A 26,408-nucleotide genomic window follows, 5' to 3' on the forward strand; every position below is an offset into this window, starting at 1 on the left:
TGGATGCGGCGCGCCAACGCCGCACCGAGGGGAGACGAGAACCATCGCCCGGCGATGCATCGCCGGGCTACAATGACTGCGCCTGCCAAGACTGCGCCTGCCAAACAGGCTTTCGGCCTGCCAAACAGGCTTCCGGACAGTAGCCGGCTTCAGCCGGCGTCGCTATTGTAGCCCGGCGATTCATCGCCGGGCGATCGCCGGCCATGCTTCATGCGATTGCCTTGCGATCGCCGACGGATCATTCCTCCCATGTCGCGATTCGTCCCCCCCGACATCACCAACGACGGCGAGCGCGTCTCGCCTGACGTTCCGAACGCGCTGTTCCTCGCCCACCTCAGCATCTACCGCTTCGCCGGCCAGTGGGCGGAGGGCGCGCACGTCCTCGACGCCGGCTGCGGCACCGGCTACGGCGCGGCGTGGCTGGCGGACCACGGCGCGGCGTCGGTGCTGGGCGTCGACATCGAGCCGGCGGCGATCGCGCATGCCCGCCGCCATGCGGTGCGCCCGAACGTCGCGTTCGCCGTCGCCGACCTCGCCCACGTCGTCGACGTCGGCGCGCCGGCGGGCGGCTGGGACCTCATCGTCAGCTCGAACGCGCTCGAGCACGTCTGGGGCGTCGACGACTTCTTTCGCGGCGCGTGGACGCGGCTGGCGCCCGGCGGCACCGTCGTCATCGCCGTCCCGGGCGTGCTGGACGACGCCTCGCGCGTCCTGCAGATGTCCAACCGGTACCACCTGAACATCTGGTCGCCGGAGCAATGGCGGCATGCGCTCGCCCGCTACTTCGCCGACGTAATCGCTCACCGACACTGGCTCGATCGCACCGACGTCGCCTTCGATCCGGCGTTCGATCCGGCGTTCGATCCGGCGTCTGATCCGGCGTCTGATCCGACCCTCGATCCGGCCGTCGATCCAGGCGCCAACCGACTGGGCGAGGCCGATTTCGCGTTCGAAGCGATGGCCCCCGACGATCTGCGCGCCCCGTCGCTGTCGCACGTCTTCGTCGCCACCGGCCCGCGGGCACCGTCCGACGTGCCTGCCGCCGGCACGCCGCTCGCGTTCATCGACGCCTCGTTCTCGCGCCGTCCGCCCCGCATCACGCCCCTGCCGCCCGACGAGGCGACCGCGGGCGCGCCCGTCTCGCCGGCCCACCTGCCGGCCAAGGCGCTGCGGTCATGGCGCGAGCACGGCCCCCGCGCGCTGTTCGCCGAGGCCAAACAGAGCGTCGTCTGGCGATTCCGCCGCCGTTACGCGCTGTGGCTGCTCGGCCCGCGTTCGCGCAATCGGTAGTACGCGCCGGCCGGATCGGCGCACGCTGCGCACGTTGTGCCGGCAGGCCCCACCACCTCGCGGCCGTTCGAGACCTCCTCGCCGCAGACCGCGCAGACCGCGCGGCGATCGGGATGGCTGATGATCGCCGCCGGGTCGATGGTCAGCGTCACGGGCAGCACATCGACGAGCTCGGCGTCCGGCATGCGCTGGTAGCCGAGGACGTACGCCGCCCAGCGGGGGGCGATGGCGCCGACTTCGATCCCACCCGCGGCGCCCATGGGGGCCATGCCAAGCCCGGTGTCCCTTCCGCCAGCTGCCACGGTCGCGGCATCCGCCGCCCACGCCCCAACGCGCGTGCGAACGTCCAGCTGCGGCCGACACCGCACCGCGGCGCCTCCATGCGTGTCGACGAGCGTCACCGCGACGCGCCCGTAGTCCTCGACGCGCATCGTCCGCCGTCCGACCCAGCAGTTGGCGGTCACGGCGACGCCGTCGCTGAAGCACCCATCGCTCTCGACGACGGCCAGCAGGCGCTTGTCGGCTTGCGGCAGTGGGATGCCGAGTGCGGCCGCGCCGGCCAAGGTGAGGCGGGCGCCGAGGACCTGGCGCGGGCAGAGGTGGGCGTGGCGCTCGGCGGAGCGGCGGAGCGCCTCGGGCAGCGCGGGGTGAGCGGGGTCGCGGGCGATCAGCGCGTCGACGTCGAAGGGAGGGGGAGCCGGGTCGCGCCGATCGCCCGTGCCGGCGCTGTTCACGCCGCCATGAGCGTCAGGATCACGGCGAAGACCACCATCTGCACGAGCACGTAGCCCTCGGTCAGCGCCCAGAGGCGCTTGTCCGTGTCGCTGAACATCGCGGTGCCCAGCGTCGATGTCGCGACGAAGCCGAGCCACAGCACGGCCGCCACAGTCGCGGCCGCGGCGACCGTCGTGGCCGCGGTCGCATGGAGCACGGCATGGAGGACCAGCGCCATGATCGCCGCGCCGACCGCCATCACGGCGTAGCCGGGCATCGCCTTGGACTGCATCTCCTTAAGCTCGGCCTCGTTCTTGTTGCCCCAGCCCATCAGCTCCAGCCAGAGCTTGCCGAACAACGGGCCGTACCACACGAAGCCAAGCGCCATGGCGGCCACGACACAGACAACGATCGCGATCCAGTTCACGTGCTCGAGCAGTTCCATCCCGTCCTCCTCGTGTGTCGGCGCGGTCGCTGACGTGGCCCGGATGCCGGCAGCGCCGCTGACGGGCGGCATGATGAAACGCATGTTCAGTCTTGTCAAGGCGCTACAATCGGCGATCGCCACGCCCTGTCACCCTGGACGCCAACCCAATACCCTGGACGCCAACCCTATGCCCCTCCGCCTCCACCTGATCGCCGCCGGCGACCGCCCGCCCCGCTGGGTGGCCGAGGGTTTCGATGACTACGCCCGTCGCCTGGTCGGCGACGTGACGCTGCGGCTCGTCGAGGTCGACGTGGCGCGCCGGGTGAAGGGCGCCGACGTCGCGCGGGCCGTGGCCGACGAGGGCAAGCGGATGCTGGCCGCCGTGCCGCCCACCGCCCGCGTTGTCGCCCTGGCCGTCGAGGGCCAAGCGTGGTCGACGGACGATGTCGTCGCACGGCTGGCGACGTGGACGACGGACGGACGCGACGTCGCACTGCTCGTCGGCGGCCCCGACGGCTTGGCGCCGGCCTGTCTCGCACGGGCGGAGGATCGCTGGTCGCTCGGGCCGCTGACGTTGCCGCACATGCTCGTGCGGGTGATCGTGGCCGAGGCGTTGTATCGGGCGTGGAGCGTCCGGGCAGGGCATCCGTACCATCGGGCCGGCTGAAGACACGTGTTCGGGCCGGCGGTACGCTGTGCCCCAATCCTTCGCGTCGGGCACCGCCCGCCAATCGTGTCGGGCAACCTTACGGTGCAACACCCTCCGGCAGCGTGCCGGCGCGAATCGCATCGGCCGAGGTGATGCTCTCCGCCTTCGACTTCTCGACGACCGTCACCTTCGTCATCACGTCCCCGACCGCCAGCTGGCGGACGACGTCCATGCCCTTGGTGACCTGGCCGAACACGGCGTAGCTGCCGTCGAGCTGCGCCGCGCTCTCGCGGTTGAGCACGAAGTAGAACTGGCTGCCGGCGGAGTCCGGCTCTCCCCCCCGTGCCATCGCCAGCGAGCCGACGCTGTGCGGGATCGGGTTGTCCGCGATGAACTCGCCCGTGATCTCATAGCCCGGACCGCCCATGCCGGTGCCCTGCGGGTCACCGCCCTGCACGACGAAGTCCGGCACGACGCGATGGAACGTCAGGCCGTCGTAGAAACCCTCGCGGGCCAGGAAGGCGAAGCTGTTGACGGTGATCGGCGCCTCTTCGGGGAACAGCTCGGCCTCGATCGTGCCCTTGCTCGTCTCCCACGTGACGAAGTAGCTCTTGTTCGCCGCGTCGAGCGCCTGGTCGGCCGCCTCGGTGTACGTCTTCTTGTCCGTCACCGGCGCGGCCGGTGCGGGGGCCGTCGGCACCTGCACGGTGCTGACCGCCAGCCCGCTCGCGTCCGTCGGCGCTGCGGCCGCTGCAGTGGGCTCCGCCGTCGCCGGCGTTCCGTCGCCGCGCCGCATCATGAAGCCGACGAGCAGGATGGCCGCAAGCGCGAGCGCGCCGAGCGCGATCATCGCGAAACGGCGGGCGCTGTCGTCGCCGCCATTGGTGCTTCCGGGCGCGGTCGATGGGCCGCTCGAACTGCCGCGGTACCGCGGATGGGTGCGCTCGGTGAGGCGGGACGGCTTGCGGTTGGCCATGGTCAGCTCCTGCACGGCGGATCGGGGTGGGTTCAGGGTGGGCGGCGAAGGCTGCGCCGATTGTAACACGGAGGAGCGGGGGGCCGGCTGTCCGGCCCCCCGCTCCTCCTCCCCTTCGTGCTCGCATCGCGGCTAGCGGGACACGATCACGCTCGGCAGGTAGTTCACATGACCCGGCCTGATCGGCGGCGTCACGACCTCGCCATCGAGGGTCACGCCGTAAGGACGACCCTTGGCCGTCGTCACCTCGGCGCCCGTGATGCTGAGGCCTTCGCCTTCGCCGGCGACGCGGCGGAGGGTGATCCGCAGGAGGCCAGCGCCCGTCGTGCCGTCGGCCGGCGCGAAGGCCGCCACCCGCGCGCTGCGGCCGTCGATGTCGGTGAGCACATCGGCATCGGCCAGGCGATCGCCGGCGGTGGCGCCGTCGATCTGCCAACCGGCGGGCACGGACAGCGAGACCTCGAGGGCGCCGACGGCCGTGTCGCCCACCACGGTGATCGTCAGCTCGGTCACCGTCCCAACGCCGACGTCGGCGCTCGGGTAGGCGGCGTGCAGCGCCGCGGTCCCGCTGGCCGTTGGCGGCGGGGCGACCGATTGGCCGCACATCGCCCCGGCTCGCCCGCCTGCGAGCGCGACGTCGGCGACCGACGTCCGGCCGTCGCCGTTCACATCGCGTCCGATGGCGCTCGTCCAGCTGTCGGCCACGAGCGAGGCGTCGAAACCGGTCAACCGGCAGTCGCGGTCGAAGTCGCCGGCCAGCGGCGGGCGCTCGCGGACCGCGGACTGCGCGATCGCCACCTTGGCCGAAGCCGAGCGGCCCCAGACTTCGGGGCGGTACATGGCGTACGCCTGCGCCGGCCGGGCGCTGAACTCGCCGGGCGTGATCGCGCGGGCGGCGTAGTCGAAGTTGTGCGTGCCGGCGGGCAGGTACGTGCTGAAGAACGTCGCGCCCTCGTCGCGCACCTCCTTGCGCTCGTAGCCCCACCAGCGCCAGTGCCACGGCCAGTCCTGGCCGTCCGGCACGCGCTTGGACTCGGTGTCGAGGGCTTCGTTCAGCGCCTCGAGGCCGGCCGGCAGGAGGTCCTCGATCAGGACGAACGAGAGATCTTCCTTCGTCGTCAGCTCGACATGGACGTTCACGATGTCGCCGACCGCCCAGTCGGTGGACGTGTCCACGTCGCCCTTGGCGCGCAGCGGCGTGTAGCTGCGCGCCAGGTCGATGCCGAGCCCGGCCGCCTTCGTCTCGGCGAAGCCGTCGTAGTAGAGCGCCAGCTGGCCGACGACGGTGTAGTACGCCGCGCCTTGGCCGGTCTTCTCGATCGTCAGCTGGTGGACGCCCGGCTGCAGCGCCGCGCCGGAGAGCTGGATCGGCGGGATCTGGCGGGTGACGTTCGTGCGGTCCACGTGGCCGCCGGCAACGGTTTGGCCGTCGACGATGACTTTCCAGTCATAGTCGGACGCCAGCTCGCCGCGCTCGACGGCGAAGTCCGTCAGGCCGAGGACGGCGAAGGCGGTGTCGTGCGTCGTGTACCAGCCGGCGCCGTCGCGGTGGCCCATCAGCCAGTGGGCGGCCTTCACGGCCAGCGGATCGTTCGGGCGGCGGGCGAGGACGGCCTGGAGCGCGGTGGCGGTGTACTTCTGGGCCGAGGCCATCGTCCGCCAGTGGTAGCCGTCCCACTCCGGGTAGCCCCACGGGCTCTTCTTCGTGATCATCGGCCAGAACGCGTCGGCACCGGTCACCTCGGCCTGGGCGATCAGCTCGCCGAGCGCGATGTCCGCTTCGGCGTCGCGGCCGAGCCGGTCCAGCGCCAGGACGAGCATGGCGCGCGCGAACGGCTCGAAGTCGGCCCGCGCGGCGAACACGCCCATCGTCAGGGCGACGTCCCCGCGGCCGGCCTGGGCCAGCACGAACGCGGCGTACGCCCTGAGGCGAGCGTCGGGCTCGTCGGCCGTGTTCGTCGCGAGCCACGCGAAGCCGCGGTCGAGCACGGCGGCGTCGACGTCGAAGCCGGCGTCGCGCGACAGGACGAGGCCGTGGAGGACGTAGGCGGTCAGGTAGGTCGGCCGGGCGTAGTAGTTCTCCGGCCTGCCGCCCCACCAGCCCCAGCTGCCGTCGGCGTTCTGGAAGCCGTACAGTTTCTGCAGGCCGACGCTCATGTATTCCGGCAGCACGTCCGTGACAGCGGGTGCCTCGATGCCGAGCTGGTTCACCAGCCGGCCGACGATCGCGTTCGGCAGCATCCGGCTCATCGTCTGCTCGACGCAGCCGTACGGGTAGCCGATCAGGCTCTCGACGCCGTCCAGGATCGAGGCTGCCACGCCGGGTGCGAGTCGGACCTCGATCGACGACGCGTCGGGATGGGCGTTGTACGGTACGTCGTACGACTCGATGACCTTGGCGCTCTCGACCGCTCCGGCGCGCACGAAGCGCTCCGGCACGGCGAACGGCTTGATCGGCAGCGGCATCTCCAGCGCGTCGTTGCCGGCATCCGTCGTCAGCGCCGCCGTGACGACCGTGTCACCGACCTGGCTGGCGACGACGCTGTAGCGCGCCGACTGCGTCGTGTTGAACGGCAGCGAGAGGTCGCGGGCACCCGGGTCGAGCTGCACGAGGCCGGGTGCGTCGAGCGTCGTCCGGGCGGCGAGGGCGCCGTCGGGACGCGCGTAGTTGCGGCCGAGGATGTCGACGGCGAAGCGATCGCCCTGGACGGCGAAGCGGGGCAGCGCCAGATCGGCCTGCACGTCCTTCGTGACCGTCACCTCACCCTTGGCCTCGCCCACCCGCGCGTCGACGGCGATCGCCCGGGCGAAGCCGACCCAGGTCGTCAGCGTGTCCGGCAGCGTCAAGCTGATCGTAACCTCGCCGTTCGCATTCGTTTCGAGGTCGGCCTTCCAGAAGGCGGTGTCCGGGAAGGCCTTGCGGGGCGCCGGCTCGGTGGTCGATGCGTCGTCGCCCTTGTTGCCCGGCTCGGGGGTCGCCGCGGGCGGCGGGTTGCCGCCTCGCCCCGGCCCGCCGGCGTCCGCCTCCGGGAACCCGTAGCCCTGCGTCGGCCGCAGGCTGTCGAATGTCCCGACGGTCTGCGTCCAGTCCTTCCAGAACGTGTCGAACAGGCTGCCGGACGTGTCCTTGGCCAGGGCGAGGACGGCCTTGTCCACCAGCGCGAACGAGAGCTGGGCCTGGACGGGCGCTCCGGCGGCGTCCGTGACGCGCAGCGTGAAGCGGCCCTCGTCGCCCGGCGCGTGCAGGGCGCTGTCCGGCACGACCTCGACCTTGAGCCGCTTGTCCTCGGCCGGCACGACGAGCGCGACGGACGATGTGAGCAGCTGGCCCTCGGCCCGGTTGTAGCCCGTGCGCACGTCGTTCTTCTTCCACAACGAGACCGTGACGTACGCGTTCGGTGCGAACTCGGCGGTCACCGGGATGGCGACCGTGGTCGCGCCGCTCACCGGCACGACCATCGATGTGTGGACGGCGTCGCGCTCGATCGTCACGAGCGCCGTCGTGGTCACGGGCGACTTGATGAGAAGCTGTGCGGTGTCGCCCGGGCGGTAGCTGTCGCGGTCGAGGCGCAGCTCGATGGACTCACCCCACCAATACCACGGCCGGAAGGCGTCGTAGAACCACGCCCAGCCGTAGCCCTGCACGGCGTTGCCCGCGCCGTCGGTGGCATCGGCCTGCAGCTCGTACCAGCCCTCTTTCAGATCCTCGATGCGCACCGGCGCCGTGCCGTCCGTGCCCGTCGTGACGGTGACGGTCCGGCGGACGACCTGGCCGTTGCCGTCCCACTGCTTGAGCGAGACGGTGGCCTTCACGCCGGCGACCGGCGCGCCGTCGTGATCGCGGGCGCGCAGCGTCATCGCCAGCGTCTCGCCGACCTTGAGGCCGTAGCGCTCGTTCTCGAGCGTCAACTCGAAGCGCGCCGGGTAGATCATCGCGCTGGCCTCGGCCACGACGGGCCGTCGGCTGGCGTCCGTCACCTCGGCCTCGAATGCGATCAGCTGGTTGGCGGCGTCTGCCGGCAGCGCGATCGTCGTCACCGACTTGCCCTCGGCATCGAGGACGGCCGTGTACTCCTTGAGCGGCATCTGGTCCGATCCGCGCCAGCCCCAGCCGTAGTATGTGCGGAGCACGACCTCGGCCCCGGCGGCCGGCTGGCCGAAGTAGTACCGCGCGGCCACGGTCACGTGGGCCGTGTCGCCCTTGACATACCACGGCCGATCCGTCGTGATCGTCACCTCGTAATCCGGCTTGACGTAGTCCTCGACCTTGAACGAGCCGTAGAACGTCTGCTCGGCGGTTGCGACCTCGAGGCCCCAGTTGCCGCGCGACGCGTCGACGTCCAGCGTCAGTTCGCCGTACAAGCTGCCGTACGCGTCGCTGGTATGCTGCGTGCGGCTGACCTGGTTGCGGTTCGCGTCGCGGATCGTCACCGTGACGGGCGTCGTGGCGTCGAGGACGCGGTACCCTTCGAGCGCGATCGCGCGCACGGACGCCTTCCAATGGACGGTGTGGCCCGGTCGGTAGATCGGGCGATCCGTGTGGATGTGGGCCGCTTGCCGGGCCAGGCCGGGCGCTCCGGCGCCGACAGGCCCGGCGAAGTCGCGCCAACCCCACCAGAAGCCGCCGCTCTGCCACGTTCCGGACAACCCGACGAGCGTGAATGCACCCCCGACGCGGCCGACGATGTAGGCGGCCGGGTGATCGGCGCCGAACGTGCCGACGCCGTCCGCGTTCGTCGTGCCGTCGCCGATGCGCTGGCCGGCGGCGTCGTAGATCGCGAGCGCCGCACCGCCCGTCGGCGTGCCGGCGGGCACCGTGGTGAGCCAGGCCGTCAAGCCGTCCAGGCCGCGCTTGGCGACGAGGCCGTGATCGGTGACGATGAGGAGGCCCTGGCTGCGGCCGATCCGCGGCGCGCCGGCGTCGATGACGTAGGCACCCGTGCCGACGGAGGCCGGCAGCACGAGGGCGTGCGCGGCGTCGTTCGTGTCGACGTGACCCTGCCACTCGGCCACCATGGTCAGTCCGGCGGTCGGGATCGGCTGCTCCTTACCCGTTGTGCGCGCGAGCTCGACGGCCGAAAGGCGTTCGATGAGGCCGGCCTCGTCCAGCGCGAACAGCTTGGCGTTCAGCGTGATCCGCGGAAAGCCCGGCTGAACGGCGATCCGGCGTGCGCCGCCCGGTGAGAGGAACTGCAAGGGCAGCGAACTCCAGCCGAAGCTCATCGACTGCCCGCCGTCGGCGGCCGTCGTGAACGACCAGACGTACGGGCTTGGGAGGACGTCGTTGCCGCGCTCGTCCTTCAGCCCGGCGGCCAGCGTCGCGGTGTGTCTGGTGAGCGCCGGCAGCGGCTCGGCGGGCTCGAACGCAAACGACTGGTGCTTTTCGTCGACGGCGCGCATGCGGCCCGCGACGGCAGGCTGGAGAGAGAACGACGCCGCAACGCTCGCCGGGTCCATCACCCGGTCGAACGAGATGCTCAACGTCGTCCCGGCCCAGACGCTCTGGTCGCCGGCGTTCGGGTACGTGCCGGTGATCGGGCCGCGCTGCGCGTGCGCCGCGCCGCCGGATGCTGCGATGGTGGCCGCGACGGCCAGCGCGGCGAACGCCATCAGGCGTCCGGGCACTGTCCGGCGGACGAGCGACGGAATGAAGTGGGAACGGAGGTTCATGTCGACGCACTCCTTTGGTCGTGCCGTTGCGCACGATGTCCGTTGCCGCGAGGCGCCCCCTCGGGCGGCAATCCGGCAACCCATACGCCCGGGGGCGGGGGAACGTGACGGACGCGCGCGGACGCGGGATAATCCGCGCCGTCGGACGAGCTTGAGCATCGGGGGAGGATCACATGGTGGCCGAAACGATCAGCCAGATCAAGTGGCGGCTCGTGCTGTTCGTCGTGGCGCTCGGCTGCGTCGCCGTGCTCATCGCGCGCGCCGGCGGCGCGATCGTGCCGTTCGTGCTCGGCCTGTCGTTCGCATACTTCGTGGCGCCTCTCGTCAACCGCATCGACCGAACGCTGCGGCCGTTGGCGGCGCGGGTCCCGCGCCTGGACGGGGCGGTGCGTCCGCTGGCGATCCTGATCACGTACGCCGTCGTCGGTGCGGCGCTCTTCGGCGGCTTCCGCCTGGTCACGGCTCCGCTGTTGCGCGAGGCCGGCGCGCTGGCGGCGAACTCGGACACGATCGTCGACGACGCCGAGCGCTTCGTTGCCACCCAGGTGGCGACGTACGAGCACTACATTCCGGCCGAGGTGCAGGCCGAGATCCTTTCGTTTGCGACGCGAGAGCGGCTGACCGAGGCCGCGCTGCGGGTGTGGGGGGTCGTGCAGCAGGCACTCCAGTCGACGTTCGGCGCCGTCACGCGCACGCTCGGGTTTGCGCTGGCGATGCTCGTCATCCCGTTCTGGCTGTTCTACATCCTCAACGACACGGGTCGTTTCATGTCCGCCATGATGGGCCTGATCCCGCATGACCTCCGGCCCGACGTCGAAGCGGTGCGGATCATCTGCGACCGCGTGCTCTCGGGCTACATCCGCGGCCAGGTGATCATCGCGTTCGTCCTCGGAACGCTGTTCACGCTCCTGCTCGTCGTGCTGGACGTTCCGTATGCCGTCACGCTCGGCGTGCTGGCCGGCGTCCTGGCCGTCGTGCCGTTCATCGGCACGATCGTCGGCGCCGGGATCGCGACGCTCGTCGCGCTCGTCGCGGCCGGCCCGGCGCTGGCGGGCAAGACGCTCCTGGGCTTCGTCGTCGTCCAGCAGATCGACAACATGTTCATTTCGCCGCGTGTCCAGGGCAAGAGCGTGGCGCTGAACCCCGGGGCGATCATCTTCGTCCTCGTCCTCGGCCAAGCCGTGATGGGGCCGCTTGGCCTGCTGGCCGCCGTGCCGTTGGCCGCGATCGCCCGCGACATCGTCCACTACCTCTACCTGCGGGTCGGCGAGGAGCCCGTCGCCCCGCCGGACGCACTGGCCGCCGTCGGCTACGCGGCGAACGTCACGGCGCGGATGCGGGGCGAGCCGGAGCGCGTCGATGCGGGGGTGCCGGAGGCAGCCGATGCGGCCGCACCCGTCGACGACGCGGCGGTAGCCGAGGGTGCCGCTGCCGCCGAACATGCTGCATCTGCCGAGGACAGCCCGGGCGCGAAGCCTCAGACCGACGCCGCGTCGTAACCGCCCGGCTTCACGCCGACGTGGACCGCCAGCGCGCCGGCCATGAGGACGCGCGCCGGCAACGGCGTAAGGCCGGCGGCGCGCATGACGTCCGCCATGCCGGCGGGGGTGAGGAACGCCGCGGCCGAGGCCGGCAGGTAGCGGTAGGCCCCGCCGTCGCCCGACACGAGCTGACCGATGAACGGCACGATCCGGTTGAAGTAGAGCTGGAATGCGACGCGCCAGACGACGCTCGTCGGCGGGCAGATCTCGAGCGCCACGACGCGGCCGCCGGGCCGGACGACGCGCGCCATATCGGCATAGGCGGTGCCGAGGTCGCTGAAGTTGCGCAGGACGAAGGCCGACGCCACGGCGTCGAACGACGCGTCGGCGAACGGCAGGCGGTGGCCGTCCGCGCGGGCGAACGTCGTCCGGTCGGCCAGCTTCGCCCGCGCGGCTTTCGCCGGGGCGAGTGCCAGCATCGGGCCGGTGTAGTCGATGCCGACGACGCGAGATGCGGGGTCCGTGCGCGCCCATTCGATCGCCAGATCGCCCGTCCCGGTGCCGACGTCGAGCGCCGCGCCGCCTGGCGGGAGCGCGGCCGCGGCCACCGTGGCGCGGCGCCATGCGCCGTCCAGCCCGCCCGTCATCAGCCGGTTCATCAGGTCGTAGCGGCCGGCGATCCGGCCGAACATCGATTGGACGGCGGCGTGCTTGTCGGCCGCGCCGTACGGGGTGACGGTGCTCACGACATCGCCTGGTCGAGGTCGGCCATGAGGTCGGCGACGTCCTCGACGCCGACCGAGATCCGGATCAGGTCGGCCGGGACGGCGATCTCGCTCTCGGCCGTCGAGAGGTGCGTCATCGCCGACGGCAGCTCGATCAGGCTCTCGACCCCGCCGAGGCTCTCGGCCAGCTTGAAGTAGCGTGTCCGGGCGACGACGTCCCGCGCGCTGCGCCCGCCGGGGCGAAGCGTGAACGAGATCATGCCCCCGAAGCCGTGGCGCATCTGGCGCGCGGCGACGGCGTGGCCGGCGTCACCCGGCAGCCCCGGATAGATCACGTGCGCCACGGCCGGCTGATCGTCGAGCCACTCGGCGATGGCCTGGGCGTTCGCACAGTGCTGCCGCATCCGCAGTGCGAGCGTCTTCAAGCCGCGCAGGACGAGCCAGCAGTCGAACGGCCCGGGCACGGCGCCGGCGGCGTTCTGCAGGAAGCGCAGCCGCGCCTCGATGTCGCCGTCGTTGCCGACGACGATGCCGCCGACGACGTCGCTGTGTCCGCCGAGATACTTCGTGGCGGAGTGCATGACGATGTCGGCGCCGAGGGCGAGCGGCTGCTGGAGGTAGGGCGAAGCGAACGTGTTGTCGACGACGACCCACGCCCCGGCCGCTTTGGCCCGCTCGGACACGGCCGCGATGTCGACGATCTTGAGCATCGGGTTCGTCGGCGTCTCGATCCAGACGATCCGCGTCGACGGCCGCAGCGCGGCTTCGAATGCCGCCGGGTCCGTCAGATCGACGAACGAGAACGCGATCCCGAACCGGGAAAGGACTTTGTCGAACAGTCGGAACGTGCCGCCATAGACATCGTCGGCGACGACGACGTGGTCGCCGGCCGACAGGAGCTTGAGGATCGTGTCGATCGCCGCCATCCCGCTGGCGAACGCGAGGCCCCACGCGCCGCCCTCGAGCGACGCGATGCACGTCTCGTACGCCGTGCGTGTCGGGTTGCCGGTGCGCGCGTACTCATAGCCTTGATGATCGCCGACGCCACGCTGGACGAACGTGCTCGTCTGGTAGATCGGGACGGTGACCGCACCGGTGGTCGGGTCAGGGGCTTGGCCGGCGTGGATGGCGCGGGTGCCGAAACCGGCGGGTTCGTTGGGCGTCATGGGTGATTGGGTCTCCGGGGATGGGGGCGGGCGCGGGGGAGAAAGGCGGGCATGGGGAAGAGGGGAAAGGGGCGGGCCGCGGGGACCCGCCCCTACTGGAATCGTCGGGTTCGCGCGCTCAGGCGACGCTCTGGCGAGATTGTAGCGCCGCCCGGCCGACGCCGGTCACGGGCACGGGATCTTCTCGCGGATCGCGGCGTAGATCCGCGCCAGCGCCTCGGCATCGTCGACGCCGTGGAAGCGGGCCGGGTCGCCCGCGACTTCGATGAGCAGCGGCACGTCGAGGTCGGCGCCGACGCCGATCGTGAAGACCGTCGCCACCGCGCGCGCCGCCTCAGCCGCCGCGCGGACGGCGTCGGGCGTCGTGTGGGACGGGCGGCCGTCCGTCATGAGGATGACCACGGGGCGTGCCGCGGGCCGTCGATCGGTGAGCGCTTGCGTCGCGCGGATCAGGGCGAGGTCGATCCGGGTGTTCGGTGCCGCCGTCAGGCCGTCGATGGCAGCACGCAGCGCGGTGGTGTCCGCCGTGAGCGGCGCGGCCAGGACGGCGCTGTCGTTGAAGCCGATCACGGCTGCGCGGTCGATCGGGCGCAGTCGGTCGACGAAGGCCTTAGCGCCGTCCTTGGCGGCCTCGAGCTTCGTACGGCCGGCGGCGGTCGGTTCGAGCATGGACAGCGAGGCGTCGAGGACGAGGACGGTGTCGATCGGCCGGTCCTGTTCCAGGCAGCGGTCGAGGTTCAGGATCGGCAGGTAGAGCGGCGGCGGTGGGACGGGCGTACCCGTCGGGGTCGATGTTGCCGTCGGCGTCGGCGAGGGGGGCTCGAGCGGCGTGTCCGTCGGGGTCGGGGTGGCCGTCGAGGTCGCCGTGGACGTGGGTGACGGGATCGCGACCGGGCAGGTCCGGTCGACCGACAGGGTCTGTGTCGGCACCCGGATCACGCCGGCGTTGCCCCGGCTGTCCTTGAACCGCGTCGTGACCGCGGCGAACGCGTGGTCCGCCAGGCCGGTGGCCGAGACCCGATAGGTGTACGTGATCCCCTCCGTCCCGACGAACTCGTGGTTCCAACCGAAGTGGCGGTAGCTGAGCGGGCCGAACGCCGGCATGCCCGTGGTCTCGGTGATCGTCGGTGCCGGCGAGAGGCTGCCCGGCACCATCTGCACACCTTCGGGCAGCGTCTCCGCGACGTCGAGCTTCCGCAGCCCGATCACACGCAGGCCGTTGGCGAGGGAATCGAAGATATGGAGCAGGGCGCTCGTGCTGCGCGTCTCGAAGTAGAAGCGCGGGCTCGCCATCTTGCGCATCGGGGCACAGCCCTCGATCCCAAGGCCGTTGTCCACGCAGATCGCGACGACGAGGACGCCTTGGCTCTTGGCCTTCGAGGCGGCCGTCACCGCCCCGCCAGGCGGGTAGGTCTGGCCGCCGTCGGACAGGATGACCATGACCTCGACGGGATTGGCGCCGCCCTTCCGGCCGCGGGTCAACACGTTCAGCGCCATCTCGACACTCTTGGGCAGGCTGTCCTCGCCGCCGGCGTTCATCCCGCTGATCCGACCGCGGATCCGGCTGTCGCTGTTCGTCAGCTGGACGTCGAGCGTCGGCGGGTCGCCGTGCGAGACGAGCCCGGCCTGTGTCAGCGGGTTGTTGTCCATGTCCAGCACGCGGACGAGTTGGCTGGCCGCCTTGCGCACATCCTTGATCGGCTGGCCGACCATCGAACCCGAGCGGTCGATGTCCATCACGACGTGGATCGGCACGGCGCCGCACAGCGCGCGGACCGTCACCGAGACCGTCGCCGTCTCGCACAGTCGGATCGTCGACGGCGTGATCACGCGGGTCGAGTAGAGCGCGCCCGTCTCGGCGTCGGCATCGACGCACGTGGCACCGATCTCGCCGGCACGCACGGCGTTTCGCCCGGTGAGCGACAGGGCGCCGCCGCCAGCGGCCGACAGGGCCAGGGCAACGGCAAGGGCCAGCGGGGTGGCTCGTGGCGGGCGGAGGGAGAGGATCGTACGTGGAGTCGACTGGCGCATTCTGGTTTCCCCCTTCTTACGTTCGGAACCGGGCTCCGGGTCACGCTTCCATTCTAGGCTACCTGTCAAACCTGACATTTCGGACCGACATCCGGCGACGGTGCGCCGCCGCCGAGCGAGCGCCCGGGTGCCGCGGCGCCGTGGAACCCTGGGAGAAGATGGGCGCAGTGTTAAGGGCGGCGCAACGCCTTGTCCCCCCTCCCCAACTCGGGTATGCTCCGCCGCCGGTTGCCGGTCGCCCGTGAACGGTTGCCCAAGAACGATCGCCCATGTCCAGTCGCCCCTGACCGGCGGCGAACATCCGGCCCACGAGGAGAAGACGCACCATGTCCGTGTTGCTCAGGAGCGCGGCAAACGCGCGCCGGACCGCCCTTGCACTGCTGCTGGCCGTGGCCGTCACCGGCTGCGCCCGCACCGCCAACGCCCCCGAGACCGGCGGCGAGCCGACGTCCGACGCCGGGGCGTCGAGCCCGACGGCCGTCGTCGACAACGCCGCGCCCGCCGGCGGCGACATGGCCACGCTCGGCACTGCCGACAACCCGATCGTCATGACGTTCGTCCCGTCCGGCGAGCAGGAGACCGTCATGACCGGCTCCGAGGCGATCAACAAGCTGTTGCAGGACGCCACAGGGCTCGTGATCAAGAGCAACGTCGCCACGAGCTACGCCGCCGCCATCGAGGCGATGGGGGCGGGCAACGCCCATGTCGGGTGGTTGAACACGTTCAACTATCTTCTGGCGCACGAAAAGTTCGATACCCGGCCGCTCCTCGTGGCGGAGCGCTTCGGGTCGACGAGCTACGCCAGCCTCGTCGTGGCGAATGCCGACGCCGGGATCGCCGCACTGGCGGATGTGAAGGGCAAGACATTCTGCCGCGCCGACGCGCTCTCGACCTCGGGTTGGATCGTGCCGAGCGTCATGTTGAAGGCGATCGGCGTGGCGGAGAGCGACGTGACCGTCGTCGACTCGGGCTCACATGATGCCGTCGTGGCGGCCGTGTACGCCGGCAAGGACTGCGTGGCCGGCGCCGTCTTCGACGATGCGCGCGACGGCGCGAAGGAAACCTATCCCGATGTCATGGACAAGGTCCTCGTCATCGCCACGTCGGACGACATCCCGAACGACAACGTCAGCGTCATCGCCGGTGTCCCGGAGGACATCGCCAAGAAGCTGGCCGAAGGGTTGATGTCGATCGCGGCGACCGAGGAAGGCGCGAAGGCGCTGACGGACACGTACGGCATCGAGAAGTTCCAGCCGACGACGGACACGTTCTACGATGCCTTCCGGAGCACGCTGGACCTGGCCGGTGTCGACGTCGCCGAGCTGGCCGAGGAATAGCGGTCGGATCGTTACTGGGCGGCACGACGCGCCCCGCCGCCCGGCCGATCGACCGGGCGGCGGGGCGCGTCGAGGCGTCAGGAGACCCAATGCTCGACATCCGGCATCTCTCCAAGGTCTACCCAGACGGCACGAAGGGGCTGGACGACGTCACGTTCAGCGTCGCGCCGGGCGAGTTCGTCGTGATCATCGGCCTCTCGGGCTCGGGCAAGAGCACGCTCCTGCGCTGCATCAACCGCCTGATCGAGCCCACGAGCGGCCAGGTCGTCCTCGACGGCGTGGACATCACGGCCGCAAGGCCGGGGGCGCTGCGGGCGATCCGGCGCGACATCGGGATGATCTTCCAGCAGTTCAACCTCGTGAAGCGCAGCTCGGTGCTCACGAACGTCCTCACCGGCCGGCTCGGCTCGGTCGCCACGCTGCCGAGCGTGTTCGGCTTCTGGAGCGCCGCCGACCGGGCGACAGCGCTGGCGAACCTCGAGCTCGTCGGCATCGCCGCCAAGGCGGACAGCCGGGCCGATGCGCTGTCCGGCGGACAGCAGCAGCGCGTCGGCATCGCCCGCGCCCTCATGCAGAACCCCAAGCTCATCCTGGCGGACGAACCCGTGGCCAGCCTCGACCCGGCAACGAGCCACACCGTCCTCGACTACCTGCGCACGCTCAACACGGAGCGCGGCGTGACCGTCCTCTGCAGCCTGCACTTCCTCAGCCTGGCGCGTGAGTACGGCACGCGGATCATCGCCCTCAAGGACGGACGTCTGATGTTCGATGGCCAGCCGCGCGACATCGACGAGGCGCGCTTCAAGGCGATCTACGGCGAAGACGCCGTCGAGGTCGAGATCCGCTGACGTGGCGATGACGGACGGCCGGCGCCGCGGTTCGCCCGCGCTCGCGCTCGGTGCCGGCCTGCTCCTGCCCGGTCTCGGCCACGCGCTGTCCGGTGCGCGCGCCCGCGGCCGGATCGTGTTCGCCGCGGCGGTCGCCGTTGCCATCGTCGCCGTTTGGTACGCGCTCGAGCCGGGCGCCCCCGCGGCGGCACCTGCGTGGCTGGCGCTGGCCGCGGCCCCATTCTGGGTCGCACAGGCGCTCGACGCAGCGGCGTGCGCGCGCGGTGCCGAGCCCGGCCCTTGGCGTCTCGGCCTGCTGGCCGCGGTGCCGATCTACGCGGTGGGCCTGCGCGCGACGGAGCCGAACGTCGGCGAGTTCGCGGCGCGCTGGACGTACGTCCGGCCGCTCTTCGCTGGACTCGCGTCCCCCGATCTCGTCGCGCCGATCCTGACGACCGGCTCGGCCCAGGCACGGATCCACACGCCGTGCGGGGCGGACGAGCCGCGCGTGGCCGCCCCGTTGCCAAGCGCCCCCGCCGCGCCCGTCATCGCCGCCGACCCGCCGTGCGTTGCCCTCGGCGACCGTGTCACCGTCCGCGGCGCGGGGTTCCCGCCGGACGCCGCCGTGCGCGTGCTCTGGATCTCGTCCGTCGGCGGCGAGAGTGCGGCCGGTGCGGCGCGGACGGACCCGACCGGCGCCTTCGAGGCCACCGTGACGGCGCCGCCGGACTCCGTGCCGGAACGGATCCGCGAGCGCAGCCCCGATGTCCCGCAGAACCAGGCGGTGCGCGCGCTCGTCGAGCTGCCGACAGGTCGGTGGGGGCCGTCGCAGACGCTCAGCACCGTTCTCTCGTTCCTCGGTGTGACGATCGCGCTCAGCTTCCTGGCGACGGTGCTGGCCGCCCTGTTCGCGCTGCCCCTCGCCTTCCTCGGCGCGCGGAACCTGATGGGCGGGCGGTGGTGGACGCGGGGTGTGTACCGGCTCGTGCGCGGCGGCATGAACGTCGTGCGAGCCGTCGAACCGTTGATCATGGCCATCGTCTTCGTCGTCTGGGTGGACCTCGGGCCGTTCGCCGGGCTGTGCGCGCTCGTCGTCCACGGTGTCGCGGCGCTCGGCAAGCTGTTCAGCGAGACGATCGAAGGGATCGACCCCGGTCCGGTCGAGGCGATCCGCGCTGCGGGCGCGTCATGGCTGCAGGTGGCGCGCCACGGCGTGCTGCCGCAGATCGTCCCGCCGGCCGTCGGGTACGTCGTCTACCGGATGGACATCAACCTCCGGCTCGGCACCGTGATCGGCCTCGTCGGCGGCGGCGGCATCGGCATGCTCCTCAGCCAGTGGATCCGCAAGCCGGATCTCCTGCCGCAGGCCGGCACGGCGCTGTTCGTCATCGCGCTGCTCATCGTGCCCCTGGACTTCGTGAGCGGTGCCGTGCGCGAACGGATTGCCGCGGGCCGCCCGCTCGGGCCCCGGTGGACGCGACCGGTCATCTACTTCGCCGTCGCGGCGATGGCGGTGTGGTCATGGCGGCGGGCCGAGGTGGACCTGGCGAAGTTCTGGCCGGTTCCGGATCGCGTGCGGACGATCGTCCAGCAGCTGGCGCGGCCCGAACTCGTCGAGCGTGGTGCGGACGAGACCGTCGCCTCGGTTGACCTCGTCGTGCCGTGTCCGGCCGGCTTCGACGAAACGGTGGTCCCCCAAGGCGTGCCGATCGGTGCCGGAACGCTCGCGCTCGACCGTGGCTGCGCGAATGCCGGCGACGGCGTCGGCGTGTTCCTGGTCGGACTTCCGCCCGGTGCGGCGGTGCGGCTGCGCTGGCGCTTCGCAGACGGCAGCGGCCGTCTCGATGCCGTCGGACGGACGAGCGCAGGCCCGGAGAGCGGCGACGTCGGCGCCGTGATCGAGGTCCGTCAGATCGTCGAAGATCGCGCGGTCGCGGCGCCCGGCCGGCCGACGCAGGTCGAGGCGACCGTGACGGTGCCGTCCGGTCCGCTGCGCCTCAGCCAGCCCCTGCGGATCACGCTCTCGAAGATCGTCCTCACGATCCTCATGGCGCTCATGGCGACGACGTTCGGCGCGCTGATGGCGATCCCGCTCGCGTTCCTGGCGGCGCGGAACATCATGGGCACCACCGGTCTTGGGCGCGTGGTGTATGGCGCAACCCGGCTGTTCCTGAGCACCGTGCGGGCCATCGAGCCGGCCCTGCTGGTCCAGGTCTTCGCGACGTGGGTGGGCCTCGGCAAGCCGTTCCCGGGCGTGTTGGCGCTGATCGGCGTGACGCTGGCGAACCTCGGCAAGCTGTTCAGCGAGGCGCTCGAGGACATCGACGCCGGTCCGGTCGAGGCGCTGCGCGCGGCCGGCGCGAACCGGCTGCAGGTGCTGCGCTACGCCGTCGTGCCGCAGGTGGTGCCGCCGTGGCTGGCGTTCGGCTTCTACCACTGGGACATCAACGTCCGGCTCTCGACGATCGTCGGCCTGGTGGGCGGCGGCGGGATCGGCTACCACCTCAGCCAGTGGATGAACACGACGCAGTGGCGGAAGGCGTCCGTGGCGCTCCTCGGCATCATCCTCGTCGTGACGGCGATGGACACGATCAGCGCTCGTCTCAGGGAGCGGCTCGCCCAGGGGGTGTCGCGCCGTCCGGCGTGAAGATCGCCTCGATCGTCAGGCTGAAGAGGTCGGCGATCTTGAAGGCGAGCGGCAGGCTCGGGTCGTACTTGCCGGTTTCGATCGCGTTCACCGTTTGGCGGCTGACGGCGAGGCGCTCGGCCAGCTCGGCCTGCGACCACGCTCGCTCGGCGCGCAGCACGCGCAGGCGGTTGTCCACGTCGCGCTGCTTCAGCTGTAGCGGCGGGCGCCGCGGATCATGCCGAACGCCCAGCCGAACATCATGACGACGAACGTATCGTTGATGTCGAGCTTGGGCCAGCCGGCGCGTTCGAGCAACCGGTAGCTCATCATGCACACGACGCCGACGCAGAAGCCGAACGCGAGCGCCTCGAACTGGATCCGGCGCTGGAGCTCATCCGCTTCGCGCAGGAAGTGGAGATAGGCGCGGATCGTCTGAAGGCCGACGAGCGTCGGGACCGCGACGAGCAGCCACGCAACGGGTGAGCCTGGAGCCGCCCCGCGCTCGAACGCGAAGATCGCGGCGACGAAGGCCACCGCCCAGGCCATGCACCAGGCGCTGAAGCGGCGCATGTTCCGGGTGTCGGTTGGCGAAAGCTCGCAGCCGAACAGGCGCACCTTGGCGGCCTTGAGACCGGTCGAGGCGGACATCGTGGACTCCATGCGGGCGGCGGATCGATGGGCGCAGTGTAATGCGTGCTTGACATCATGTCAAGTAACATTTACTCGGACCGTTCCCAGGCGGAGGTCCGTCGCGCCCCAGACGCTGGACGTGAAACCGCCCGCCGGGCAATGCCGGCGGGCGGTTTTCGGTCCATTCGGCCGAACGGCGATCGGTTACGGGAGCGGCGGCGGCGGCGCGGGCGGGGTCGGGAAGCCCGGGCCCGGGACGACGGGCGTCACGGCGCCGGGGCCGGTGCCGCCGCGGACGACGAGGCGGTCCGGGCCGATCCGACGGCCGTCGCGGTTCAGCTGGGCGGACAGGATGCTGTGGTCGCCCGCCGCGTTGCGGTCCAGCCAGACGATGACGGTCCCGACGCTGTCCGTCGAGGCGAGGTCGGGTGAGAAGCTGAACGCCGGCCCGCCGGCAACGGCCGACTGGTAGCCGTACGGGATGCCGTTGATGTTCAACCGCCGGATCTTGACGTCCGGCGACTCGGCGCCCGTGCGCTCCTCCCAAGCGGCGAGGTAGCCGCCGTACGGACCGAGCGAGCTGATCGTCGGGTAGACCTGGTCGGACGGCCCGGTGGCGATCTTGACGACGGGCTTGTACGGCACGGCGTTGTTGTTCATCCGCCGGCCGAAGATGTCCCGCTCCGGCTGGTCCTTGGGCGTCTCGGACCACACGACCATGTACTCGCCGGCGTTCGGCTCGGCCGCGACGGACGGGCGGCCGATGTCCGTGCCCGCGACGACGACGCGCTCGTACTTCACATAAAAGTAGCGGCCAACGCCCTCGAGCTCAACGGACGCGAGCGCGACGTCGAGGCCGGTGACCTTGCGCCAAACCAGGACGTAGCGGTCCGAGGCCGCCGTCATGCGGAACGTGATGTCCGGGAACGTTTCGTCCGCCGGCGACGTGACGAGCGGGAAGACGACGCTGGTGCGGGTGCCGTACGTGCTGAGGAACGTGCCGTAGATGTCCCGCGAGCCCGGTGTCGTCGGCGGGATCGGCGTGCTGCCGGGGCCGCCGGGTGCCGGGGTGCCCGGCGGCGGGAACGTCGGCGACGGGCCCTGCAAGGGCGCACGGCCGTACACGCCGGCATCGTCACCCGCAACGTTCGAACCCACCGGCGCGTCCGTGCCATCACCCACCTGTCCGACGACCCCGGCCGGCGCGAGGCTGGCGGCGGAGGCATGCGGCTGCAGCCCGGAGACGTCGACGATCGGTCCGAGCGTCAGGCGGGCGAGCGGCACGGGCGTCGGAAGAGGCGGCGGCGGCGCGACGGGCGTCTGGCCCGGGATCGGCAGGCCCGAGGTCGGGTTGCTGCCGGGCACGCCGCCGAGCGAGCCGCTGTCGTCCGTGAAGACGAGGAAGTACTCGTTGACGCGGGGGCTGAAGATCAGGGCGGGGTCGCTCTGGTTGCCGGGGGCGACGAGCACGGGCACGATCCGCCCGGTCGGCAGGCCCGACGCGCTGAGGCGCAGGCCGTAGAGGTCAAGGCCGGTGCCCGCACCGGTGTCCTCCGCCCAGACGAGCAGGTTGGTGTAGCTGTTCGGCGCGAAGGCGATGGCCGGGGAGATCGGTCGGCCGCTGACGGGCAGCTGGGCGTTCGGCGACGCGAGGGCGGGCGCCGCGGCGGCCAGCGCCAGGCCGACGATTGACGCAAGGCCGCCCAGGCGGGCGGCGCGCTGGACGGGGGTTGGGATGAGACGATCGCGCATGATGTGCTCCTCTGATGATGACGGCGACGGCGCCGTCAACTTGTGAACGCGTTTACCGCTTCCTGCGTTACGGCCGCCTGCCGGCGATCACTTATGGTCGCCTGCTGGCGATCAGGGGTAGATCGTGTCGAGCATGCGCGGGAAGGCCGTCGTCTCGCGCACATGACCCAGGTTGCAGATCCAGGCCACCGTCCGCTCCACACCGAGACCGAACCCGCTGTGCGGAACGCTGCCGTAGCGCCGAAGGTCCAAGTACCACAGGTAGTCGTCGCGGTTCAACCCGTGCTCGACGATCCGCTGCTCGAGCAGAGCGACGCTCGTCGTGCGCTGCCCGCCGCCGATGATCTCGCCGTAGCCCTCCGGGGCCAGGAGATCGACGGAGCGACAAACCTCGGGACGATCGGCGACGGTCTCCATGTAGAACGCCTTGACCGCGGTCGGGTAGTGATAGACGAAGAGCGGGCGATCGGACTGTTCGGCCAGGAACGTTTCGTGCGGGGCGCCGAAGTCCTCGCCCCACGGGAAGTCCGGAAACGGCCCGGCCTGCAGCTTGGCGACGGCGTCGTCGTAGCTCAGCCGCGGGAACGGCGCCACGATTCGCTCCAGCGCGCTCACGTCGCGCTCGAGGACGTCCGTCAGCAGCGTGCGGTGCTCCGCCAGCACCGTCTGGACGATGTGGCTGACGAACCGTTCCTCGATGTCCATGATGTCCTCGAGGTCGGCGAACGCGATCTCGGGCTCCACCATCCAGAACTCGGTCAGGTGGCGGCGCGTCTTGCTCTTCTCGGCGCGGAACGTGGGTCCGAAGCAGTAGACCTTCCCGAGCGCCGCGGCGGCGGCCTCGTTGTAGAGCTGGCCGCTCTGCGCCAGGAAGGCCGGCTTGCCGAAGTAGTCCGTGGCGAACAACGTGCTCGTCCCCTCGCAGGCGGACGGCGTCAGGATCGGCGTGTCGACGCCGACGAAGCCCTCGCCGTCGAGCCAGCCCCGGATCGCACGGATGATCGTGGCGCGAATCCGCAGGATCGCCACCTGGCGCGGCGAGCGGATCCAGAGGTGGCGCTGGTCCATCAGGAAACCGGTGCCGTGTTCCTTGGGTTGGATCGGGTAGTCCGGCTCGGCCAGCGAAACGACGTCGATGCCCTCGATCCCGAGCTCGATCCCGCCCGGTGCCCGCGCGTCTGCCCGCAGCGCACCGGTCAGGACCACCGCGGACTCCTGCGTGAGCGATCCGATGGCCTCGAACGCCTCCGGCGCAACGTCCTTCTCGAACGCGACGCACTGCATCGTGCCCGTGCCGTCGCGCAGCGCGATGAACTGCAGCTTGCCCTTGTCCGTCCGGTTGCTCACCCATCCCTGAACGCGCACGTTCATACCGACGTGCGCTCCGGCGGCGGCGATCGTCGTCGTCACGGGGGCGGGCTTGGGATCGGACATCAGGTTGGCTCCAGCGCTGTCTGGTACTCTGTCACTGCAGAGTCTACGGATGTCTACCTCTGTCGGACAGCCGAAGCGTGTCCAGTGACAGAGTACGCGTGCGTGCGGCGAACAATCCGCCTCCGCACGAAGGAATGATGCACGCTCAAGAGATGCACCATGCGAAGTCGGAGCCATTATAGAGGGATGACCGGGGCACGGAACCTTTCCGTGCGGACGCTCGGTCGAGTCGCCGCCGGACTTGGCTGCGCGCAGTCGGCGTTCTGGGGCGGTCGGGCGAAGTAGGCCGGGCGGTCGACGCCCGCTGCCGGCAACGGGGCAGGCGACACGCCAGCGCAGGACGGCGCGGATCGGGTGGAACCTTCTTGCCATCCGGCGTTTCGATAGGCGCAGAACGAACGCCAAAAGGTATCCTGTCAGCGGCAGCAAGAAGTCGCCGCCGCCCGGATCGCCCGGCGTCCGATCGAACACTGTCGCCCGTATCGTCGCCTGGAGCCATCATGACGCTCGCCGTCCCGCATCGCCCGCCTTTCGTCGCCGCCACCACAACGTGCGGCGGCATGGGCGTAGGCGACGCCCGACCAGCGGCAAGCCCGCGCGAACGGTCGACCGCCCTCGGCGGCGAACCCGCGGCCGATGCCGTCCTCGTGGCCCGCATCGCCGCCGGGGACGCACGCGCCCACGCGCAGCTCTACGATCACCACGCCGCTGCGCTGCTGCACTACCTCCGGCGCCTCGTCGCCGACCCGCTGGTGGCCGAAGAGCTGCTCCACGACGTCTTCCTCGACGCCTGGCGCGGCGCGGCCGCCTTCAGGGGTGACAGCCGTGTGATCACGTGGCTGTTGGCGATCGCCCACAGCCGGGGCTGCAACGAACTCCGTCGCCGCGCCACCCGCTCCCCTGCCGCACTGGCCAAGCGCCTGTTCGATCGCGGCCGGGCCGTCGCCACCGCGGCCGACCCGCATGCCCACGCGGAGGCGCGGCTCGACGTCGCCGCGGCGCTGGGCGCCCTGCCTGCGGCCCAGGCCGTCGTCGTCGACCTCGTCTACTGGCACGGCCTGTCGCTCGAGGACGTGGCCCGTGTCGTCGATGCGCCGCTGGGCACCGTCAAGAGCCGACTGTCCCGCGCGCGCACCGCCTTGCGGGCGCTGCTCGCAGAGGAGGGGGAGGACGCCGATGTGCACCCCTGATCAGGATCACCTGGCCGATTGGCTGGCCGGCCGGCTCGATCCGGCCGCTGCCGCCCGCACCGCCGCCCACGTCGCTGTCTGCCCCGCCTGCCGCGCCGAGTCCGACGCCCTCGCCCGCTTGGCGGCCGCTATCCGCACGGCCAGCGCGATGCGCGCCGAAGGCGTCGAAGTCCCGGCCTATCGCCTGCCGCCGCCGTCGATCGGGCGGCCGGCCATCCTCCCCCATCTCGGGCGAACGGTGCGGCGAACGGTGCCGACGGCCCTTCGTCTGCGTGCGGCCGCGGGCCTCATGGCCGCGGTCGGCGTGGCGATCGGCGCGGTTGCGTGGCGCGCCGCGGGTCCGATTCCGGGGACGGATCGCGGCGCGGATCAGCGGGCGGGTACGGACGCCGTCGACGTCGTCGCGCTCGCGCCGACCGGCCCGACCATCGTCGCCCGGCAACCGACCGCCGTCGTGCGCCCGATGCGCGCGGCGCCGGCGCGGAGTGTGCCCGGTCCGATCGCCGCGGTGCCTCGGCCGGTGTTGGGTGCCGTGGCCGTCGTTCCCGCGACCGCCGCATCGTCGGCTGCCCCCGCCCCCGCCGTCCCGGCGACGCCGGTCGATCGCGAACGACCGGATGCGCCCTATCCGCCCTCCGCCACCGATGCCGCGACACCCCAACCGCTCGTCCCGACCGCGGCACCCGGCACGGATCAGCCCGCGCCGCCGACATCGCCGACGCCGCCAACGAATCCCGCATCGCCGACATCGCCTTCGACACCCGCGCCGATCGCCACGCCGACGGCCGTCGTGCCGACGATCGCCGGCCTCGTCATCGGCGCGGACGGCGGTCCGCTGGCCGGTGCCCGTGTCGTCGTCGAGCCGTACGACGGCGGGGCCGTCCGCCGTGCCGTGACCGGTCCGGACGGCCGCTACGGCGTCGACGTCGCGCCTGGGCGTTGGCTGGTGCGGGCCGAGGCGGACGGCTACGTGCTGACGTGGCATGGCGGCGCACCGGCGCCGGCGGCGGCGCAGGCAATCGACGTGACGGACGGAGGGACGCATCCACCCGTCGACTTCGCCCTCGAGCCCGTGCCGGGACCGTTCATCCGCGGCCGGGTGGTCGACGCGGCCGGCAACGGCGTGCCGGGCGCCCTCGTCGTCGCGGCGCGGCCGGGCGACCGGGCGGTGGATGTCGGCGCGGCGGCGGCGGCGGTGTACGCGGACGAGGCCGGCGCGTACGCGCTGCCGATCACGCCGGGCGGCTGGCTGGTGGCGGCGACGACGGACTGGCGGCGCGGGGCGATGGCGTGGTGGGGCGGGGATGGATCGATCCTGCAGGCGGACCGCGTGCCGGTGGATGTTGAGGCCACCGCCGAGGACATCGACCTTCACCTTCCGCAGTAGTGCAGGGGCCATGGCTTCGCACAAGCGACGTCGAGCAATCGCGTTCGTGCGACCGCATCCGGGCGCTGCTTCGACGGCGACGATGCACGAACC

At 71.4% G+C, this 26,408-nt stretch carries 19 protein-coding genes; 8 read left to right on the forward strand and 11 right to left on the reverse strand.

Annotated elements, in window-relative coordinates:
- Window positions 1–249: 249 nt before the first annotated feature.
- Window positions 250–1,290 carry a methyltransferase domain-containing protein gene (locus tag IPG72_04425; GenBank protein MBK6768265.1) on the forward strand — a complete coding sequence of 347 codons (1,041 nt, stop codon included), beginning with the start codon at window positions 250–252 and terminating at the stop codon, window positions 1,288–1,290.
- On the opposite strand, the gene IPG72_04430 is transcribed toward IPG72_04425, so the two are convergent.
- Complete coding sequence (locus tag IPG72_04430) at window positions 1,248–1,961, reverse strand: formylmethanofuran dehydrogenase (GenBank protein ID MBK6768266.1); 714 nt, start codon at window positions 1,959–1,961, stop codon at window positions 1,248–1,250. The genes IPG72_04425 and IPG72_04430 overlap by 43 nt on opposite strands.
- Window positions 1,962–2,020: 59 nt before the next feature.
- Window positions 2,021–2,533: a DUF1761 domain-containing protein gene (locus IPG72_04435; protein MBK6768267.1), complete on the reverse strand. Its 513-nt coding sequence runs from the start codon at window positions 2,531–2,533 to the stop codon at window positions 2,021–2,023.
- A gap of 85 nt (window positions 2,534–2,618) precedes the next feature.
- On the opposite strand from IPG72_04435, the gene rlmH reads away from it, so the two are divergent.
- Window positions 2,619–3,098 carry a 23S rRNA (pseudouridine(1915)-N(3))-methyltransferase RlmH gene (gene rlmH / locus IPG72_04440; GenBank protein MBK6768268.1) on the forward strand — a complete coding sequence of 160 codons (480 nt, stop codon included), beginning with the start codon at window positions 2,619–2,621 and terminating at the stop codon, window positions 3,096–3,098.
- A 79-nt stretch (window positions 3,099–3,177) separates the two neighbouring features.
- Here the strand turns inward: rlmH and IPG72_04445 are convergent, their stop codons facing one another.
- Together IPG72_04445 and IPG72_04450 are read right to left on the reverse strand one after the other, a co-directional pair.
- Window positions 3,178–3,876, reverse strand: a complete 699-nt coding sequence (locus IPG72_04445; protein MBK6768269.1) for a peptidylprolyl isomerase — start codon at window positions 3,874–3,876, stop codon at window positions 3,178–3,180.
- A 312-nt stretch (window positions 3,877–4,188) separates the two neighbouring features.
- Window positions 4,189–9,726, reverse strand: coding sequence for an Ig-like domain-containing protein (locus tag IPG72_04450; protein ID MBK6768270.1), 5,538 nt, complete (start codon window positions 9,724–9,726; stop codon window positions 4,189–4,191).
- 173 nt (window positions 9,727–9,899) lie between these two features.
- Between IPG72_04450 and IPG72_04455 the strand changes: the two genes are divergently transcribed.
- Window positions 9,900–11,225 carry an AI-2E family transporter gene (locus IPG72_04455; GenBank protein ID MBK6768271.1) on the forward strand — a complete coding sequence of 442 codons (1,326 nt, stop codon included), beginning with the start codon at window positions 9,900–9,902 and terminating at the stop codon, window positions 11,223–11,225.
- Here IPG72_04455 and IPG72_04460 read toward each other — a convergent pair.
- The 3 genes from IPG72_04460 to IPG72_04470 all read right to left on the reverse strand — a co-directional run bounded on the left by IPG72_04460 (window position 11,204) and on the right by IPG72_04470 (window position 15,129).
- A complete protein-coding gene (locus tag IPG72_04460; protein ID MBK6768272.1) occupies window positions 11,204–11,899 on the reverse strand; it encodes a ubiquinone/menaquinone biosynthesis methyltransferase in 696 nt (231 codons plus the stop codon). The two genes, IPG72_04455 and IPG72_04460, sit on opposite strands and share 22 nt — an antisense overlap.
- A 50-nt stretch (window positions 11,900–11,949) precedes the next feature.
- Window positions 11,950–13,098, reverse strand: coding sequence for a cystathionine gamma-synthase (locus tag IPG72_04465; GenBank protein MBK6768273.1), 1,149 nt, complete (start codon window positions 13,096–13,098; stop codon window positions 11,950–11,952).
- Window positions 13,099–13,263: 165 nt separating this feature from the next.
- A complete protein-coding gene (locus tag IPG72_04470) occupies window positions 13,264–15,129 on the reverse strand; it encodes a VWA domain-containing protein (GenBank protein MBK6768274.1) in 1,866 nt (621 codons plus the stop codon).
- A gap of 326 nt (window positions 15,130–15,455) precedes the next feature.
- Here IPG72_04470 and IPG72_04475 point away from each other — a divergent pair, with 326 nt between their 5' ends.
- The 3 genes from IPG72_04475 (at window position 15,456) to phnE (ending at window position 19,940) form a co-directional block, all read left to right on the forward strand.
- The gene (locus IPG72_04475) at window positions 15,456–16,466 is read left to right on the forward strand and encodes a phosphate/phosphite/phosphonate ABC transporter substrate-binding protein (protein ID MBK6768275.1); all 1,011 of its coding nucleotides are present in this window, start codon (window positions 15,456–15,458) and stop codon (window positions 16,464–16,466) included.
- An 89-nt stretch (window positions 16,467–16,555) separates the two neighbouring features.
- A complete protein-coding gene (phnC, locus tag IPG72_04480; GenBank protein MBK6768276.1) occupies window positions 16,556–17,314 on the forward strand; it encodes a phosphonate ABC transporter ATP-binding protein in 759 nt (252 codons plus the stop codon).
- Between the two features lie 7 nt (window positions 17,315–17,321).
- Complete coding sequence (phnE, locus tag IPG72_04485; protein MBK6768277.1) at window positions 17,322–19,940, forward strand: phosphonate ABC transporter, permease protein PhnE; 2,619 nt, start codon at window positions 17,322–17,324, stop codon at window positions 19,938–19,940.
- Here phnE and IPG72_04490 read toward each other — a convergent pair.
- The 4 genes from IPG72_04490 to asnS all read right to left on the reverse strand — a co-directional run bounded on the left by IPG72_04490 (window position 19,897) and on the right by asnS (window position 23,738).
- Window positions 19,897–20,118, reverse strand: a complete 222-nt coding sequence (locus IPG72_04490) for a helix-turn-helix transcriptional regulator (GenBank protein MBK6768278.1) — start codon at window positions 20,116–20,118, stop codon at window positions 19,897–19,899. The genes phnE and IPG72_04490 overlap by 44 nt on opposite strands.
- 11 nt (window positions 20,119–20,129) lie before the next feature.
- Window positions 20,130–20,570 (reverse strand): hypothetical protein, encoded by a 441-nt coding sequence (locus tag IPG72_04495; protein ID MBK6768279.1) that lies wholly within the window; start codon window positions 20,568–20,570, stop codon window positions 20,130–20,132.
- A 186-nt stretch (window positions 20,571–20,756) separates the two neighbouring features.
- A complete protein-coding gene (locus tag IPG72_04500; protein MBK6768280.1) occupies window positions 20,757–22,304 on the reverse strand; it encodes a hypothetical protein in 1,548 nt (515 codons plus the stop codon).
- 111 nt (window positions 22,305–22,415) lie between these two features.
- Window positions 22,416–23,738: an asparagine--tRNA ligase gene (gene asnS / locus IPG72_04505; GenBank protein MBK6768281.1), complete on the reverse strand. Its 1,323-nt coding sequence runs from the start codon at window positions 23,736–23,738 to the stop codon at window positions 22,416–22,418.
- Between the two features lie 500 nt (window positions 23,739–24,238).
- On the opposite strand from asnS, the gene IPG72_04510 reads away from it, so the two are divergent.
- The gene (locus IPG72_04510; protein MBK6768282.1) at window positions 24,239–24,928 is read left to right on the forward strand and encodes a sigma-70 family RNA polymerase sigma factor; all 690 of its coding nucleotides are present in this window, start codon (window positions 24,239–24,241) and stop codon (window positions 24,926–24,928) included.
- Entirely contained in the window at window positions 24,915–26,315 is a 1,401-nt protein-coding gene (locus IPG72_04515; protein ID MBK6768283.1) for a carboxypeptidase regulatory-like domain-containing protein, read from the forward strand. Before IPG72_04510 ends, IPG72_04515 begins: the two co-directional genes overlap by 14 nt.
- The last annotated feature ends 93 nt before the right edge of the window (window positions 26,316–26,408 follow it).

This window comes from Candidatus Avedoeria danica (assembly GCA_016703025.1).
In the GTDB taxonomy this organism is placed as follows: Bacteria; Chloroflexota; Anaerolineae; order Epilineales; family Epilineaceae; genus Avedoeria; species Avedoeria danica.

Coding starts and splice junctions, on each gene's coding strand:
- IPG72_04425 (MBK6768265.1), top strand. CDS start 250: ATGTCGCGATTCGTCCCCCCCGACATCACCAACGACGGCGAGCGCGTC.
- IPG72_04435 (MBK6768267.1), bottom strand. CDS start 2,533: ATGCGTTTCATCATGCCGCCCGTCAGCGGCGCTGCCGGCATCCGGGCC.
- rlmH (MBK6768268.1), top strand. CDS start 2,619: ATGCCCCTCCGCCTCCACCTGATCGCCGCCGGCGACCGCCCGCCCCGC.
- IPG72_04445 (MBK6768269.1), bottom strand. CDS start 3,876: ATGCGGCGCGGCGACGGAACGCCGGCGACGGCGGAGCCCACTGCAGCG.
- IPG72_04450 (MBK6768270.1), bottom strand. CDS start 9,726: ATGAACCTCCGTTCCCACTTCATTCCGTCGCTCGTCCGCCGGACAGTG.
- IPG72_04455 (MBK6768271.1), top strand. CDS start 9,900: ATGGTGGCCGAAACGATCAGCCAGATCAAGTGGCGGCTCGTGCTGTTC.
- IPG72_04460 (MBK6768272.1), bottom strand. CDS start 11,899: ATGTTCGGCCGGATCGCCGGCCGCTACGACCTGATGAACCGGCTGATG.
- IPG72_04465 (MBK6768273.1), bottom strand. CDS start 13,098: ATGACGCCCAACGAACCCGCCGGTTTCGGCACCCGCGCCATCCACGCC.
- IPG72_04470 (MBK6768274.1), bottom strand. CDS start 15,129: ATGCGCCAGTCGACTCCACGTACGATCCTCTCCCTCCGCCCGCCACGA.
- IPG72_04475 (MBK6768275.1), top strand. CDS start 15,456: ATGTCCGTGTTGCTCAGGAGCGCGGCAAACGCGCGCCGGACCGCCCTT.
- phnC (MBK6768276.1), top strand. CDS start 16,556: ATGCTCGACATCCGGCATCTCTCCAAGGTCTACCCAGACGGCACGAAG.
- phnE (MBK6768277.1), top strand. CDS start 17,322: ATGACGGACGGCCGGCGCCGCGGTTCGCCCGCGCTCGCGCTCGGTGCC.
- IPG72_04495 (MBK6768279.1), bottom strand. CDS start 20,570: ATGTCCGCCTCGACCGGTCTCAAGGCCGCCAAGGTGCGCCTGTTCGGC.
- IPG72_04500 (MBK6768280.1), bottom strand. CDS start 22,304: ATGCGCGATCGTCTCATCCCAACCCCCGTCCAGCGCGCCGCCCGCCTG.
- asnS (MBK6768281.1), bottom strand. CDS start 23,738: ATGTCCGATCCCAAGCCCGCCCCCGTGACGACGACGATCGCCGCCGCC.
- IPG72_04510 (MBK6768282.1), top strand. CDS start 24,239: ATGACGCTCGCCGTCCCGCATCGCCCGCCTTTCGTCGCCGCCACCACA.
- IPG72_04515 (MBK6768283.1), top strand. CDS start 24,915: ATGTGCACCCCTGATCAGGATCACCTGGCCGATTGGCTGGCCGGCCGG.